Here is a 13,350-nt window from a genome sequence, read left to right as displayed (position 1 = left end):
CGTTCGATGAGGAGGCCCCGGTGGGCGTGAAGGAACTGCCGCTGCTCGAGCAGGTGGCTCTCGCCGAGTGCTGTGCCCCGCTCGCGCTCGAGCCCCTTGCGGAGGCGGACGCCGCAGTCCTGTCGGAGCGGTTCGCCGCGCTGGGTGACCCGGTCCGGCTGCGACTGGTGTCCCTGCTGGCCACGGCGGAGGGCGGTGCGGTGTGCGTGTGTGACCTGACCGAGCCGGTCGAGCGGTCCCAGGGCACCGTCAGTCACCATCTCAAGGTGCTCTCCCAGGCCGGCCTGGTGAGGGCCGAGAAGCGCGGCCGGAACATCTGGTACTCGATCGTGCCCGCGGCGCTCGAGTCGCTCCGCGGTGCGCTCGCGACCCGATGAGCCGAGCCGACGCCCGGGGAGCCGCGGCTCGTGACGGCGCGATGATCGAGGCACTCACCGCTACGCACTGGCCCGAGGTCGAGCGCATCTACGCCGCCGGCATCGCGACCGGGCACGCGACCTTCGAGTCCGAGCCACCCAGCTGGGAGGGGTTCGACGCCGGCAAGCTCGCCGGGCATCGCCTCGTCGCGGTCGAGGCCGGACGCGTCCTGGGCTGGGCGGCGGTCTCGCCGGTCTCCGCCCGATGTGTGTACGCCGGCGTGGTCGAGCACTCGGTGTACGTCGCCCCCGAGGCCCGAGGCCGAGGCGTCGGGCGACTCCTGCTGGATGCGCTCATCGCCTCGACCGAGCATGCCGACATCTGGACCATCCAGTCCGGCATCTTCCCGGAGAACACCGCCAGCCTCGCCCTGCACCGCGCCGCCGGCTTCCGCGTGGTCGGCACCCGCGAGCGCGTCGGCCGGATGACCTACGGGCCGCTCGCCGGGCGGTGGCGCGACGTCGTCTTCATCGAGCGACGAAGCGACACGATCGGCACCTGAGACCCGAGACGACTCATGCCACCGTCTGGCGCGCTGCACGCCCCTCGGGCCTCACTCCTCTAGGCTCATCGCGTGAGCGGTGAACTCGCGTTCCGGAAGGCACTGATGCAGGCCGACCGCGGCGACACCGCGGCAGCGGAGGCGACTCTGCGGGGACTCCTGGACGGCGAACCCGCTGGTCTCCTGCGGGTGCGCGCCCTCGTGGTCCTGGGTGAGCTTCTGTGCACCCACGATCACCCCATCGCCCGCGATGTCCTCACCGAGGCGCTCGCGGTCGCCGAGCAGATCGAGGACGTCGATGACCTCCTCGACGTCGAGCTGAGCCGCGCACGCGAGCTCTTGTCGACGTAGCGGCCGGGCTCATGCGGGCATCCACCCGCGCAGCGGATGCTCGGCGGGCAGGTACTGCGCGGCGAGCCCCCGGACCGCCTCTCCCGCCTGCTCACGCTGGAGCGTGTCGAGAGGCTGGCGCTCGGCGATCCCGTCCAGCGCCGTGGCGAAGGATCCGAGGATCCTCTCGTGGTCCGCGACCGAGTCCACGGCCTTGAGCTGTGCGGCCGCCTCGCGCCACAGCGCGCTGGCCTTGCGCCCCAAGCGCGGCGACCAGTCGACCCAGGTGCGGAACGGGTCGCCCAGATGGCGCTCCACCCACGCACGGGAGCGCGGGTGCACGACGTGCCCGTTCCAGAAGCCGTCGAATCGTTCACGAAGGACCTTGGCGTCCGATGCGCCGACGTCCGAGGCCATGATCCACTCCAGATTCGGTAGCTCGGAGTGGTGCGGGAAGCCGGCGGTGTCGATGTCGTAGCAGCCGTAGAACGCGATGCGCTCCAGACGTCCCGTCCCAGCGAGCGACGCACACCCGGTGACCCGCCCCGTGACGCCGCGGACGGTGAGCGAGCGGAGGTGTGCCATCTCGCGGATCGGCGAGAGATCGAGTTGCGCGGGACCCGAGATCTCCAACTCCCCCGCCGGCCGGATCCACTCCGGCAGCCCCTCGCTCACGTCACCCCACAGCGAGACCGAGGCGCCCGCGCCGACCTCGCCCTGGACGCTGACGCGGGAGAGCCTGCCGCTCAGCGTGACCGCCTCCGCGGCAGCGGGAAGGACGATGGTGAGCGGCGAGACGATGTCCGTCACCCGCACGTGCCGGACCTCGGACCCCCGAAGATCGAGATCGGACGCCGACGGCGTACGCCACTCGAGGAGCTCTACGCCGGCAAGCTGCTCGCGCGTCGGCGCTGAACCCTCGGTCTGCAGTCTCGACAACATGCGCCGAGCCTAGTGAGGCCCGGCCGGAGCTGCGTTACGGTTCGGAGACCCCGGCAGCCGATCGCCGTACTTGCGACAATGGCGCCCGTGGTCCAAGCTCACTTCCTCGGGCGAGTTCCTCGGGCCTGGCCAGTCGCCACAACGCACACCAGACCCCGCGGGAGGAGGCGTCGATGAGCACGGTCGATCCTTCGGAGGTCCGCCGCCAGAAGGCCGGGTCCGGCCCAGGTCGGGAGCGGATGGCTCGGCGCGCCCTCGGGTGCTACCTCGCCGGTGCCGCGACGTCGGTGGTCCTCGGGACCGGGGTGGCGCTGCTGTTCGACACCTTGCGGAGCGAGACCATCATGCCGCTCGACGCTCACCGAACATCCCACCTGTACCCGTTGCCGGGCGCCCTCGTCATCGGGGTCGCCGGCCTGTTCCTGCTGGGATACGCCTCGGAGTTGGACCGGCGGTCCCGGGGCCGGATGCACGGCTCGGGTCTGGCGCCCTTCCTTGGATCCGCCTCGCTGACGGCGGGCGTCGTGATCGCGATCCTGGCCTGGTGGAGCAGGCCCGCGGTGGTCGGCCGCACCCCGGACCCTTTCGGCGACGAACCATCCGCGGACTGGGGTGGGGGCTCCTGGCTGCTCTATACCTCCTGGTGGTGGCTGCCTGCACTGCTGGCAATGGTCTCCGTGGCTGCCCTGCTGGCGTGGCGGCGTGCCGAAGGACGAGCCGCCGCCGCAGCCGCGTTGCGGGACCTCCTGCTCGCGCACGGAGCCCGTACGACGGGGGTGGTGACCGACGCCCGGGTGCTGATCTCCACCAGCGGCGAGGGGGGTCGCCAGGTCGCGGGCGCCATCGGCACCGTCAGGTTCACCGCCGGTGGCGTCGAACGCTGGGTGGAGCGCAGGACCAGGGACGCCTCCGCGGTGGTCGCCGGTGCACCCGCCGAGGTGCTCTACGACCCCGCCGACCCAGCCGCCGAGCAGCGCATCTTCGTCGCCTTCGTCCGGGATCCGGCGCTCTCGGAGTGGATCCCCGCCGCGTCACGTACGGTCCGGCGGGAGGGCCCGTGAGCATCTACGATCCGATCGAGGAGCGGCGTCGGCGCAGGGCCGCGAGACACGGCTCCAAGCCGTCCGCGGTGATGCTGGTCATCGGGTGGGTGGTGGCCCTCGTCGGTGGGGTGCTCGAACTGCGCTCCATCTACGGCTTCGCCGGGGTCACCGGCGATGCCGACCAGCCGACGTCGGCGATCGTCTTCCAGGTCATCGGGCTGCCGGCGATCCTGCTCGGACTGTTCCTCAGCTTCACCGGTGCGAGTCGCTACACCGGCAGGCTCCTGGCCGTTCCATTCGTCAGCCCCCTGACGATCATGTTCGCGGGATTCGCGGTCGGAGCATGGTGGGGACTCTCGGACCTCGGCGACCCCGATCTCGTTCTGTCCACCCTGCCGCCCGTGCTCTCGGCACTGACCGCCCTGATGCTCCTCGCCGGTATCCGGGCACGCCTCCGTCGCCGGGCACGCCGAGGCGCACTGGAGGAACTGGTGGTCACCGGCCGGATCGTTCCCGGGCTGATCACCGACATCCCTGAGGGCGACCCGAACGCGGATGGCCTGATCGGGCCGGTCACGGTCCGATTCACCGACTCGGCGGGGGTCGATCGCTGGGTCCAGAAGGTCGGCCAGTGGCGACGGACCGAGCTGCCGAAGACCGGGGATCCGGCGGCGGTGCTCTTCGACCCGGGGGATCCGGGCAACACCGGACACACCTGGGTGGGGCCCCTCGGCTCGGTGACGGCGGCCGACTTCAGCCGCTGGCACTCCTGAGGCACAACCGATCGGGATCACCGCGGGTGACCGGGTCGCGATGAGTGCGGGGGACCCACCAGGCCCACCGTGGCCGACGGCTCGGCTGAGTGCCGGGTTCACGGCCTCAAGCCACGAGCAGTCGGAGGCCGAGCTCGGCGGCGTCGAGGTCGACGAGATCTTGGTTGCGTTCGGTCCACCGGCCCGAGGCGAGGTCGTCGCGGAGCTCGTGAACGGCCCTCTGCTCGACCTCCCGCCCGAGCCTGGTCCACACCGAGCAGGCGCGGCGTACGTCGTCCTGGAGGTATGCCTCGGGCCGGCGCCAGTAGGCCTCGAGGAAGCCGTCGGAGCAGTCCCAGGGGATCAGCACCGGCTCGACGCGGGCGCCGATCGCGTCGGCCAATCGGGACAGTGCCCAACCGGGGTCGAGGTTGGCGGCCTCGGGCAGATAGTCGCGGGTGAGCCAGAATCGGCGGCGCCAGGCGAATTCGCTGGCGTCGTAGGTGAAGACCACCACACGGCGGGCCACGCGGCGCATCTCACGCAGCCCGGCGATCGCGTCGCTCCAATGAGGGACGGTGCTGAACGCCATCGCGGCATCGAAGGACTGGTCCTCGAACGGCAGGTGCTCCGCAGCCGCCGCCACGCACGGCGCCGAACCCTCGGGGCGCTGCGCCCGCATGACCGATGACGGCTCCACGGCGGTGACGTCGCGGTCGGGCGGTTCGTACGAACCGGTACCGGCGCCCACATTGAGCACCGTCTCCGCGTCACCGAGCGCGTTCCAGACCTGGGCGGCGATCCGAGGGTCGGTACGTCGCGTAGCGCCGTACGAACTCCCGATCTCCTCGTACAGCCGCGAACCGACCATCGCGAGTTGCTCTGGCGGTGCCGTTCGCCGTCCTCCTGCTCGTGCCTCGAGCTCCCTGTCGATGGCCGCGACCATGGCGTCGGCGTGGTCGTGCTGCTCCAGCAGCAGCCCACGGAGCCGGTGGAGCCGAGCCAGCGCGTCGGTCGCCGGGTCGTCGACCAGATCCGCGATCTCGTGGAGCCCGAAGCCGAGCTGCCGGTAGGCGAGCACCTCCCGCAGCCGCTCGACATCGCCCGGCGCGTAGGCGCGGTAGCCGGCAGCGGTCCGGGCCGACGGGCGGACGAGTCCGATCTCGTCGTAGTGATGCAGAGTGCGGACACTCACCCCGGCCAGCTCGGCCACGCGCCCCACGTTCAGGTACTCCTCCATGTGCCCGACTCTGCGCCATGACGCCGCGTGAGGGTCAAGCGTGCTCATCTCTGGCTGGTGCCGAAGCGCTCGGCCGCCTCCGCGGCAGCGGGAAGGACGATGGTGAGCGGCGAGGCGATGTCCGTCACCTGCACGTGCCGGACCTCGGACCGCCACCGCCACGTCGACCTGCTCGCCCGGCGCGACGCGCCACCGATCATGCTCGTGCCGCGGTGAGGACGGAGTCGAAGGCGGCCGTGAGCGATTCGGTGAGGGATTCCGGCTCACCGAGGTAGCCGTTCACCATGGCGCCGTCGCGCAGGATCATGAGTTGGCGCGTCGCTTCTTCGGCGGCTGCTATGCCGGCGTCCGCGACGATGCCGGCGAACTCCTCGAGCATCCACCGGCGGTGCGTGTCCACCACGGTGCGAACCGGATCGTGCGGGTCTGAGAACTCGGCGGCGGCGTTGATGAACGCGCATCCTCGGAACCCGGGACCGCAGCTGGCCGCGCCGATGCCTCCCGCGATGGCGTGCAACGAGCCCACCGGGTCATCGGCGCTGCGCATGCTCGAGAACCAGGCACGTTCACCGGCCGCCAGCTGGGTCAGGTATGCGACCACGAGATCGCTCTTGCTGCGGAAGTGGCGGTAGAAGGTGACCTTCGTGATGCCGACCTCCTCGATGATGCGATCGGCGCTCGTGGCACGGATTCCCTGCGCATAGAACAGCCTGGTCGTCGCTTCCATGATCCGTTCGCGCGTGGCTTCCGCCGAGCGCTTCGGGGCGCCTGTCCCTGGTGTCCCTGTCGCATCTGCCTGCATGTGTGCCTCTGAGTCGTCGTGCGCCGGTTGCGCCGGTGTACGAAGTAGTCTACCGTCGGTATGTAGACGTACTAGTTACTCTACTTATCCCATGACCAGAAGGAGACCCTCATGTCCGCACCGCTGTACACCACCGCCGCCACCTCGACCGGCGACGGCCGCGCCGGAGGCCGCGCTGTCACCGACGACGGGATCCTCGACGTCACCCTGGCGATTCCGACGTCGATGGGCGGCCCTGGTGGCGCGACCAACCCCGAGCAGTTGTTCGCCGCCGGCTGGTCGTCCTGCTTCCATTCGGCGCTGAAGATGGTCGCCGCGCAGCACAAGACGCCGCTGGTGGACTCGACGGTCTCGGCCGAGGTGTCGATCACCCAGACCGATGAGGGCGGCTTCGCGCTGGGCGCCGCCCTGCGCGTTCACCTCGGCGGTGGCATCGCCCAGGAGACGGCCGACGAGTTGGCCGCCGCAGCGCACGCCGTCTGCCCCTACTCGGTGGCGACCCGCGGCAACGTCCCCGTCACACTGACCGCCACGGTCGCCTGAGCATGAGTTCGCTCCCAGGACAGTCGCTTCGCGCACAGGAAGACATCGTGGCCACCGCAGAGACCGCCGCGCTCGCCTACGGCCGGTCGCTGCGCGACCTCTACGTCATTCGTTTCGGCTTCGCCATCATCTGGGTCGGGATCATGGTCGCGACGGTCGCCGATGCCACCGAGCCGACGGCCCTGCTGACGGTCGTGCTGATCGTCTACCCGGCCTTCGATGCGGGAGCCGTGCTGTGGCAGCTGCGCGTCGATCCCGACCACCAGCGCTCGAAGGTCGCGGAATGGACCAATGTCGTCGTCAGCCTCGCCGTCGTCATCGCGCTCGGCGTCTCATCGTCCATCACGATTCATGGCGCGCTTGCCGTCTGGGGTGGGTGGGCGATCGTGTCCGGCATCCCGCAGCTCATCGCCGCGATCCACCATCGCCGCTCCGGCGGCCAGGTCGCCCAGATGTTCTCGGGCGGCATCTCCGTGTTCGCCGGTGCAGGACTCCTCGCCCAGGGCCTCCGGGGGAACGGAACGATGACCGGCGCGGCGGGATACGCGGCCCTGGGAGCGATCTTCTTCCTCGTCTCCGCCGTCCGTCTGAGCGTGAGACTCCGTCGGAGCCGTACGTGAGCGCCCCACCGAGGAGCTCGGCGAAAGCGGTCTCGTCCTTGCGAGGCGTCGGTCCCCGAGGCATCTCGTCTGCGGCCTTCTCGGCGACGACCGGCGTCAGGCTCGATGACCGTCCGGGTGGTCACCGGCGTGACCGGCCTAGCGTCGTAGGTAGGCGAGGACGGCCGAGACGCGGCGGTCGGTGCCGGGGTCCAGGTCGAGTTTGGCGAAGACGTTGCCGACGTGCTTGCGGACGGCGGCCTCGCTGACGAACAGACGAGCAGCGATCGTGGGATTGGTGAAGCCCTCCGCCATGAGCGACAGCACCTCGCGTTCGCGATCGGTCAGGGCCGCGAGCGGGCTGTCGTCGCGGCGGCGGGCCAGGAGATGGCGGACGACGTCGGGGTCGACCACGGTGCCACCCGCGGCGACGCGGTCGAGACTGTCCAGGAAGTCGCGGACATGCCCGACCCGGTCCTTGAGGAGATAGCCGATGCCGGCGTGCCCCGCGCCCGCGGTGGAGTCGAGAAGGTCGGCGACGTAGGCCTCGGCGATGTAGGCGGAGAGCAGCACGATCGCGATGCCGGGGTGCTGTTCGCGGATGGCGACGGCGGCGCGCAGGCCCTCGTCGGTGTGGGTGGGAGGCATCCGGATGTCGGTGATGACGACGTCGGGTTGCTCGCGGGCGACGTAGACCTGGAGCGCCTCGGCGTCCTCGACCGCGGCGGCGACGGTGTGTCCGGCCTTCTCCAGGATGCCGACGAGTCCTTCGCGCAGGAGGGCGGCGTCCTCGGCGAGCACGACGCGAAGTGCCTGACGCGGGCCACGGCTCAGCTGGTCGGGCATGTCATCCTCACCGTGGTCGGGCCGCCGGGTGGACTGGTGATGTCCACGGTGCCGTCGATGGCCTCGATGCGGGCGATGAGCCCGGACAGGCCGGTGCCGCGAGTCGGATCGGCGCCGCCGTGACCGTTGTCGACGACACTCACGGTCAGGGTGTGGCCGGCGACCCAGGCGTGGACCTGGATCGCGGTGGCATCGGCGTGTCGGGCGGCGTTGGTCAGCGCCTCGCTGACCAGGAAGTACGCCGCCGCCTCGACCCGCGGCGGGAGGTGGCCGTCGAGGTGGAGGTCGGTCTCGACCGGCACCGGCGAGCGGTCGGCCAGCTCATGGACGGCCGCGGCGAGGCCGTGGTCGGTCAGCACCTGGGGGTGGATGCCGCGCACGGTGGCGCGCAGGTCCTCGAGGGCGTCCTCGGCCAGGCCGTGGGCCTTGGCGACGAGATCGAGCGCCGGGCCGCCTTCTCGCAGCGCCTCGAGTTCGAGCTCGGCCTGGCCCAGCGTCATGGCGAGGGCCACCAGGCGCTGCTGGGCACCGTCATGCAGGTCGCGTTCAATGCGGCGCCGCTCGGCCTCGAAGGCGTCGACGAGGCCGGCCCGAGAGCGACGCAACTGGCTCACCGCATGGAGGAGGCGGGCCTCCGGCGGGTCGAGGAGTAGCCGAGCCAACGCGGCCTGTCCACTGGCCACCGCGGTGACCAGATAGGCCGCCACCACCGCGGCGATCAGGCCGACCCCGGCCGCCGCCCAGCCCTCGGGGGAGGTGTCGATCCGCCAGCCGCCCACCTCCATCGCGTCGTGTCGGACCAGGACCGGCGCCGCCAGGAGCACGGCCGGCACGGTGATCGCGAACAGCAGCACCACTGCGTCGACCAGCCACCACAGGCCGGCCAGCACGACGGCGTACCCGATCTCCGACCACGACACCGGCAAGGTCCGCCAGGTCCGCAGCCGTTCTCGCACGGTCACCACGTCGGCGGGCTCGGCCGAGCCGCGGGCCGCGGGTCCAGCCGCCGGTCGTGTGATCGGGGCACTGCGCCCCTCAGGGGTCCGCGGCTGCGGAAGGACGAGCCGCAACCGGACGCGTTCGATCTCGGCGATCACCGTGGCGACCAAGGGCACGCCGCTCAGGAGCAGCAGTCCCACCACGATCACGGCGGTCAGTGCGCCCAGACCGATCACCACGGCGAGCACCAGCAAGGCGACCAGCCCGACCGGCACCGTCGAGGCCAGGTACGCCACGGAGCGCCACGGCCATGACGAGACCACCAGACGCCACGGCTGCACACGCAGCGCGGTCCATGCGTCCCGAACGTCGGGCTTGCCGGTCACCCGGCCCAGCCTAGAAGCCGCGCGGGCCCGACAGGGTAGCGCCAGCGCTACCTTCGATGTCGCGCCCGAGCCCGGGTGCGGGCCTCCGGGAGCGGCTGGACTGGAGCCATGTCGCCCACGCCCATCTCCGCGTCCATCTCCGCCTCGTCACCGCCCGTCCCGGCTCCTGCTGTGGCGCTCGACGAGGTGACCCGCACCTACCGCTCCCGCGCGGGGAGCGTCCACGCGCTGCGGGGGGTGACGCACGCGTTCGCGCCAGGGACCTTCACCGCGATCATGGGCCCCTCGGGCTCCGGCAAGTCGACCCTCCTGCAGCTCGCTGCCGGTCTGGACGCCCCCACGAAGGGGCGGGTCAGCATCACCGGCACCGATCTGGGCCGGCTCAACCAGACCGCGCTGACGAAGTTCCGGCGTACGGCGATGGCGTTCGTGTTCCAGTCCTACAACCTGCTCGACGCGCTGAGCGCGTTCGACAACGTCGCCCTCCCGGCCCGCCTCGCCGGCCGTCCGGTCGAGCGCCACAGCGTGCTCGATGCGCTCGAGCGGGTCGGCCTGCGCGACCTCGCCCGGCGCCGCCCGCCCGAGCTCTCCGGTGGGCAACAGCAGCGCGTCGCCATCGCCCGCGCCCTCTACGGCCGGCCCGACGTGCTGTTCGCCGACGAGCCCACCGGTGCGCTGGACCGCACCACCGGACGCGAGGTCCTGGCCCTGCTGCGCACAGCCGCCGACGACCACGGGCAGACCACCGTCATGGTCACCCACGACCCGCTGGCCGCCTCCTACGCCGACGAGACCCTGTTCCTCGCCGACGGCCAGATGGTCGGACGTCTCCGGCATGCCGACGCCACCGCCATCGCTCGGCGGATGAGTGAGCTGGAGCAGCGATGACCACCACGCCCACCCGCCGTACCCACGCCCACGTGCCAGGGGCGCTTCGACCGACCCGGTTGCTCACGGGTCCAGGATTGGGGCCGATGAGCCGGCTGTCCCGACAGACGGTGCGCACCTCCTGGGCCGCCTACCTCGGCGCGTTCGTCGCCCTGGCCACCGGCGTCGTCCTGATCGCGACCACCGTGAACCTGCTCGGCTCGGTCGACGCCACCCTGACCCGCCTCGGCTCCGCCGCGACCGACGACCAGCGCCAGCAGCTCGACGACCTCACCTCGATGTTCGGCATCATGTCGGCGGTCTCGATGTTCATGGCCCTGTTCGTGGTCGGCTCCACGTTCGGGTTCGTGATCGCCACCCGCCGCCGTGAGCTCGGCCTGCTGCGGCTGATCGGCGCGACCGGCCCCCAGGTCCGACGGCTGGTCCTGGGCGAGTCCATGCTCGTGGCCGTCGCCGCCTCGATCATCGGGTGTCTGGTCGCCACACCGCTGGCGCCACCGGTTCTCGCGGTGGTGCGGTACGTCGGCCTGACCGACCAGCACCTGGTGGCTCCGGCACCATGGCTGGCCTGGGTCATCGCCGCACCCGCCGGCATCGCCGTGGCTCTGCTCGGAGCCTGGCGCTCCTCCCGCCGGGCCGCCACGGTGCCGCCCACCGCAGCGCTGCGCGAGGCGGCCATCGAACGCGGCCGGCCCACTCCGATGCAGTGGATCGTCGGCATCGTGTGCCTCGCGGCCGTGATCACCGCGGCCGTGATCGCCGGACGGACCGGTCCGCTGTTCGCGCTCATCGCATCGGTGCTGCTGCCCGAGGTCGTCGTGATCGGCCTGATGTGCTTCGGCCCGCTGCTCATCCCCCGGCTCGCCGGCCTGCTCGCCCGCCCGTTCCTGGGCCGCGACGTCACCGCCCGGATCGCCCGCGACGAGCTGCGCGCCGCCGTACGCACCACCACCTCGATCGCCGCCCCCGTGCTCGCGATCTCCGCCATCGCCGGCTCCATGCTCCTCGCGCTCAGCTTCACCGCCGACTGGACCTCCGCCCAGGACCGTGCCCAGCTCCACGCCCCCTTGATCGTCCAGCCCGGACCCGGCCAGGAGCAGCGGACCCTCGCCGACATCCGGGCCGACTCGTCGATCAGGCTCGTCGATCAACGCCGCACCATGACCGTGTCCGTCGATGAGGGCGGCTACGAGGATGAGGAGATCGACGCGGTCGAGGAGTCCACCGCGACCGCGGCGCGCGGCCTGCACGCCGTACGAGGCAGCCTGGACGACTTCCACGGCCACGCGGTCGCGGTCTCCAAGAGCTGGGTCAGCGACTCCGGCAAGGGACTCGGCGACCAGCTGGCCGTGCGCCTCGGCGGGCACCGGGTCGACCTCCGGATCGTGGCCGTCGTGCCCGACGCACCCGACCTGTACGGCGACATCCTCCTACCCGCCGATCTCGTGGCCCACCGACTGGCCGAGCAGCCGGCCAGCGAGCTCTACCTGGTCCTCCGGCCCGGCACGGACACCGACGCCGAACGGAAGGCCCTCGGCACACGGCTCGCCGACACCGGTAGCACCGTGCTGACCGCGAACGAGTGGATCGACTCGGTCACCGATGACACCCGGCGTTCCAACGACCTGGGGCTGACCATCCTGCTCGGCCCCGCCGGCTTCTACGCCGCGATCGCCGTCGTCAACGCCACCCTCATCGGCGCCACCCAACGCCGTCGACAACACCGCACTCTGGCGCTGCTCGGTGCCACCCGGGACCAGCTGCGGCGCACCGCGATCTGGCAGGCCACGTTCATCACCGCGGCGGGCCTGGTCCTCGGCGGGCTCACCACGATCTTCTTCGGCGTGCTGACCCGTCACGCGATCGCCAGCGACCTCGCCGGGACCGGTGTCCAGCCGGCCATGACCATCCCGTGGTGGCCCCTGGCGGCCATCGCGGCGATCAGCGGAGCCCTGGCGATCGTCGCCGCCGCCGCGGGAGCTCGAGGTCAGGCATCCGGGTGAGCTCTCGTGATGACCGCCCGCGAGTTGCGCGTCCCGGACGGGCCGACGTACTCCACTCGGTGATGACGCGCCGACGCGGGCGAGCACGCGTACGACGCTCGACGGATCCGGGGCCCTATGCCGAGGACCGATCCCGTGAGAGGCTGAACCGGTGCGGAAGCTGACCTTCGGCATGAACGTGAGCGTGGACGGCTACGTCGCCGCACCCGGCGGGGACCTCGGCTGGAGCGTGCCGAGCGACGAGCTGTTCCAGTGGTGGTCCGACCGGGTGGGAGAGACCGACCTGGCGCTGTACGGGCGCGGCCTGTGGGAGGCGATGAGCTCCTACTGGCCGACCGCGGACCAGCAGTCCGGCGCCTCCGCGTTGGAGATCGAATTCGCCCGCCGCTGGCGCGACATGCCGAAGGTGTTGTTCTCCTCGACGACCCACACGGTCGACTGGAACACCCGGCTGGCCACCGGCGACGCGGTCACCGAGATCACCCGGCTCAAGGCCATGGAGGGCGGCCCCATGGACATCGGTGGCGCCACGCTCGCCGCGGCGGCCATGCGCGCCGGGCTGATCGACGAGTACATGCTGGCGACCGCCCCGGTCTTGGTGGGCGGCGGCACGCCCTTCTTCACCGCCCTGGACAGCTGGATGAACCTCCGCCTGGTCGAGACCCGGACTTTTCCCGACGGCGTGGTCCTCACCAGGTACGAGACCAAGCGCTGAGTGTTCGACCCCGGGGTGGGGCAGCGGGGCAGACGGGGCCGAGCGCGATCACCGAGAGCCCGCGGAAGGTGCAGGCGACGGCCCGCAGTAGGCCGGTCGCGGCCATCGCCCGGGTGCGCCGGGCGCGCTCGACCACCGGCAACAGCACCCCGGTGAGCACGCTGATCACGCCGGTGTTGGCGGCGAGGCCGATCCCGCGGGTACCGACATGGACGACGCCCGGTGGCCGGCATCCCAGAGCAGGCCGACCGCTACACCCTCGGTTCTCGCTCAGCTGTCGCGTGGATCATCGAGCGCTACTACGTGACGTGCGGGCCCTCGGGGACATCCGTTCGACGGTGAGGTGGCAGGTGCGCAGTCTGCGTTGACCCATCGCCACCATTGTACTAGTATGCTAGATCAC

General features: G+C 71.3%; 15 protein-coding genes. 10 read left to right on the top strand and 5 right to left on the bottom strand.

Going from position 1 to position 13,350, the window contains the following annotated elements; genetic code table 11:
* Window positions 1-20: 20 nt before the first annotated feature.
* The 3 genes from QM638_RS22515 to QM638_RS22505 all read left to right on the top strand — a co-directional run bounded on the left by QM638_RS22515 (window position 21) and on the right by QM638_RS22505 (window position 1,270).
* Window positions 21-377, top strand: coding sequence for an ArsR/SmtB family transcription factor (locus tag QM638_RS22515; RefSeq protein ID WP_415145821.1), 357 nt, complete (start codon window positions 21-23; stop codon window positions 375-377).
* Window positions 374-919, top strand: coding sequence for a GNAT family N-acetyltransferase (locus tag QM638_RS22510; RefSeq protein WP_415145819.1), 546 nt, complete (start codon window positions 374-376; stop codon window positions 917-919). The genes QM638_RS22515 and QM638_RS22510 overlap by 4 nt, the downstream gene beginning before the upstream one ends.
* Window positions 920-991: 72 nt before the next feature.
* Window positions 992-1,270 carry a hypothetical protein gene (locus QM638_RS22505; RefSeq protein WP_415145817.1) on the top strand — a complete coding sequence of 93 codons (279 nt, stop codon included), beginning with the start codon at window positions 992-994 and terminating at the stop codon, window positions 1,268-1,270.
* Between the two features lie 9 nt (window positions 1,271-1,279).
* Here QM638_RS22505 and QM638_RS22500 read toward each other — a convergent pair whose 3' ends face one another.
* The gene (locus QM638_RS22500) at window positions 1,280-2,191 is read right to left on the bottom strand and encodes a hypothetical protein (protein WP_415145815.1); all 912 of its coding nucleotides are present in this window, start codon (window positions 2,189-2,191) and stop codon (window positions 1,280-1,282) included.
* A gap of 173 nt (window positions 2,192-2,364) precedes the next feature.
* Here QM638_RS22500 and QM638_RS22495 point away from each other — a divergent pair, with 173 nt between their 5' ends.
* Window positions 2,365-3,252 carry a hypothetical protein gene (locus QM638_RS22495; protein WP_415145813.1) on the top strand — a complete coding sequence of 296 codons (888 nt, stop codon included), beginning with the start codon at window positions 2,365-2,367 and terminating at the stop codon, window positions 3,250-3,252.
* On the top strand, window positions 3,249-4,007 hold the full coding sequence (locus QM638_RS22490) for a hypothetical protein (RefSeq protein WP_415145812.1): 759 nt from the start codon (window positions 3,249-3,251) through the stop codon (window positions 4,005-4,007). Before QM638_RS22495 ends, QM638_RS22490 begins: the two co-directional genes overlap by 4 nt.
* 106 nt (window positions 4,008-4,113) lie before the next feature.
* On the opposite strand, the gene QM638_RS22485 is transcribed toward QM638_RS22490, so the two are convergent.
* Together QM638_RS22485 and QM638_RS22480 are read right to left on the bottom strand one after the other, a co-directional pair.
* Window positions 4,114-5,226 carry a MerR family transcriptional regulator gene (locus tag QM638_RS22485; protein WP_415145810.1) on the bottom strand — a complete coding sequence of 371 codons (1,113 nt, stop codon included), beginning with the start codon at window positions 5,224-5,226 and terminating at the stop codon, window positions 4,114-4,116.
* A 196-nt stretch (window positions 5,227-5,422) separates the two neighbouring features.
* Window positions 5,423-5,953 carry a TetR/AcrR family transcriptional regulator gene (locus QM638_RS22480; RefSeq protein WP_415145808.1) on the bottom strand — a complete coding sequence of 177 codons (531 nt, stop codon included), beginning with the start codon at window positions 5,951-5,953 and terminating at the stop codon, window positions 5,423-5,425.
* Between the two features lie 186 nt (window positions 5,954-6,139).
* On the opposite strand from QM638_RS22480, the gene QM638_RS22475 reads away from it, so the two are divergent.
* On the top strand, window positions 6,140-6,571 hold the full coding sequence (locus QM638_RS22475) for an organic hydroperoxide resistance protein (protein WP_415145806.1): 432 nt from the start codon (window positions 6,140-6,142) through the stop codon (window positions 6,569-6,571).
* A gap of 47 nt (window positions 6,572-6,618) precedes the next feature.
* A complete protein-coding gene (locus tag QM638_RS22470; RefSeq protein ID WP_415145804.1) occupies window positions 6,619-7,191 on the top strand; it encodes a hypothetical protein in 573 nt (190 codons plus the stop codon).
* 138 nt (window positions 7,192-7,329) lie between these two features.
* Here the strand turns inward: QM638_RS22470 and QM638_RS22465 are convergent, their stop codons facing one another.
* Window positions 7,330-8,016: a response regulator gene (locus QM638_RS22465; RefSeq protein ID WP_415145802.1), complete on the bottom strand. Its 687-nt coding sequence runs from the start codon at window positions 8,014-8,016 to the stop codon at window positions 7,330-7,332.
* Window positions 8,001-9,341 (bottom strand): sensor histidine kinase, encoded by a 1,341-nt coding sequence (locus QM638_RS22460; RefSeq protein WP_415145800.1) that lies wholly within the window; start codon window positions 9,339-9,341, stop codon window positions 8,001-8,003. Before QM638_RS22460 ends, QM638_RS22465 begins: the two co-directional genes overlap by 16 nt.
* Window positions 9,342-9,449: 108 nt before the next feature.
* Here QM638_RS22460 and QM638_RS22455 point away from each other — a divergent pair, with 108 nt between their 5' ends.
* From QM638_RS22455 to QM638_RS22445, 3 genes are all read left to right on the top strand, one after another.
* Window positions 9,450-10,229: an ABC transporter ATP-binding protein gene (locus QM638_RS22455; protein ID WP_415145798.1), complete on the top strand. Its 780-nt coding sequence runs from the start codon at window positions 9,450-9,452 to the stop codon at window positions 10,227-10,229.
* Window positions 10,230-10,315: 86 nt separating this feature from the next.
* Window positions 10,316-12,232 (top strand): FtsX-like permease family protein, encoded by a 1,917-nt coding sequence (locus QM638_RS22450; RefSeq protein ID WP_415145796.1) that lies wholly within the window; start codon window positions 10,316-10,318, stop codon window positions 12,230-12,232.
* A gap of 151 nt (window positions 12,233-12,383) precedes the next feature.
* Window positions 12,384-12,947, top strand: coding sequence for a dihydrofolate reductase family protein (locus QM638_RS22445; protein WP_415145794.1), 564 nt, complete (start codon window positions 12,384-12,386; stop codon window positions 12,945-12,947).
* Window positions 12,948-13,350 lie beyond the last annotated feature (403 nt).

It is taken from the genome of Nocardioides sp. (genome assembly GCF_047606145.1).
GTDB lineage: Bacteria > Actinomycetota > Actinomycetes > Propionibacteriales > Nocardioidaceae > Nocardioides.
This window is presented reverse-complemented; position numbering and strand designations above follow the sequence as displayed.

Coding starts and splice junctions, on each gene's coding strand:
- QM638_RS22465 (WP_415145802.1), bottom strand. CDS start 8,016: ATGCCCGACCAGCTGAGCCGTGGCCCGCGTCAGGCACTTCGCGTCGTG.
- QM638_RS22480 (WP_415145808.1), bottom strand. CDS start 5,953: ATGGAAGCGACGACCAGGCTGTTCTATGCGCAGGGAATCCGTGCCACG.
- QM638_RS22475 (WP_415145806.1), top strand. CDS start 6,140: ATGTCCGCACCGCTGTACACCACCGCCGCCACCTCGACCGGCGACGGC.
- QM638_RS22500 (WP_415145815.1), bottom strand. CDS start 2,191: ATGTTGTCGAGACTGCAGACCGAGGGTTCAGCGCCGACGCGCGAGCAG.
- QM638_RS22510 (WP_415145819.1), top strand. CDS start 374: ATGAGCCGAGCCGACGCCCGGGGAGCCGCGGCTCGTGACGGCGCGATG.
- QM638_RS22495 (WP_415145813.1), top strand. CDS start 2,365: ATGAGCACGGTCGATCCTTCGGAGGTCCGCCGCCAGAAGGCCGGGTCC.
- QM638_RS22485 (WP_415145810.1), bottom strand. CDS start 5,226: ATGGAGGAGTACCTGAACGTGGGGCGCGTGGCCGAGCTGGCCGGGGTG.
- QM638_RS22450 (WP_415145796.1), top strand. CDS start 10,316: ATGAGCCGGCTGTCCCGACAGACGGTGCGCACCTCCTGGGCCGCCTAC.
- QM638_RS22455 (WP_415145798.1), top strand. CDS start 9,450: ATGTCGCCCACGCCCATCTCCGCGTCCATCTCCGCCTCGTCACCGCCC.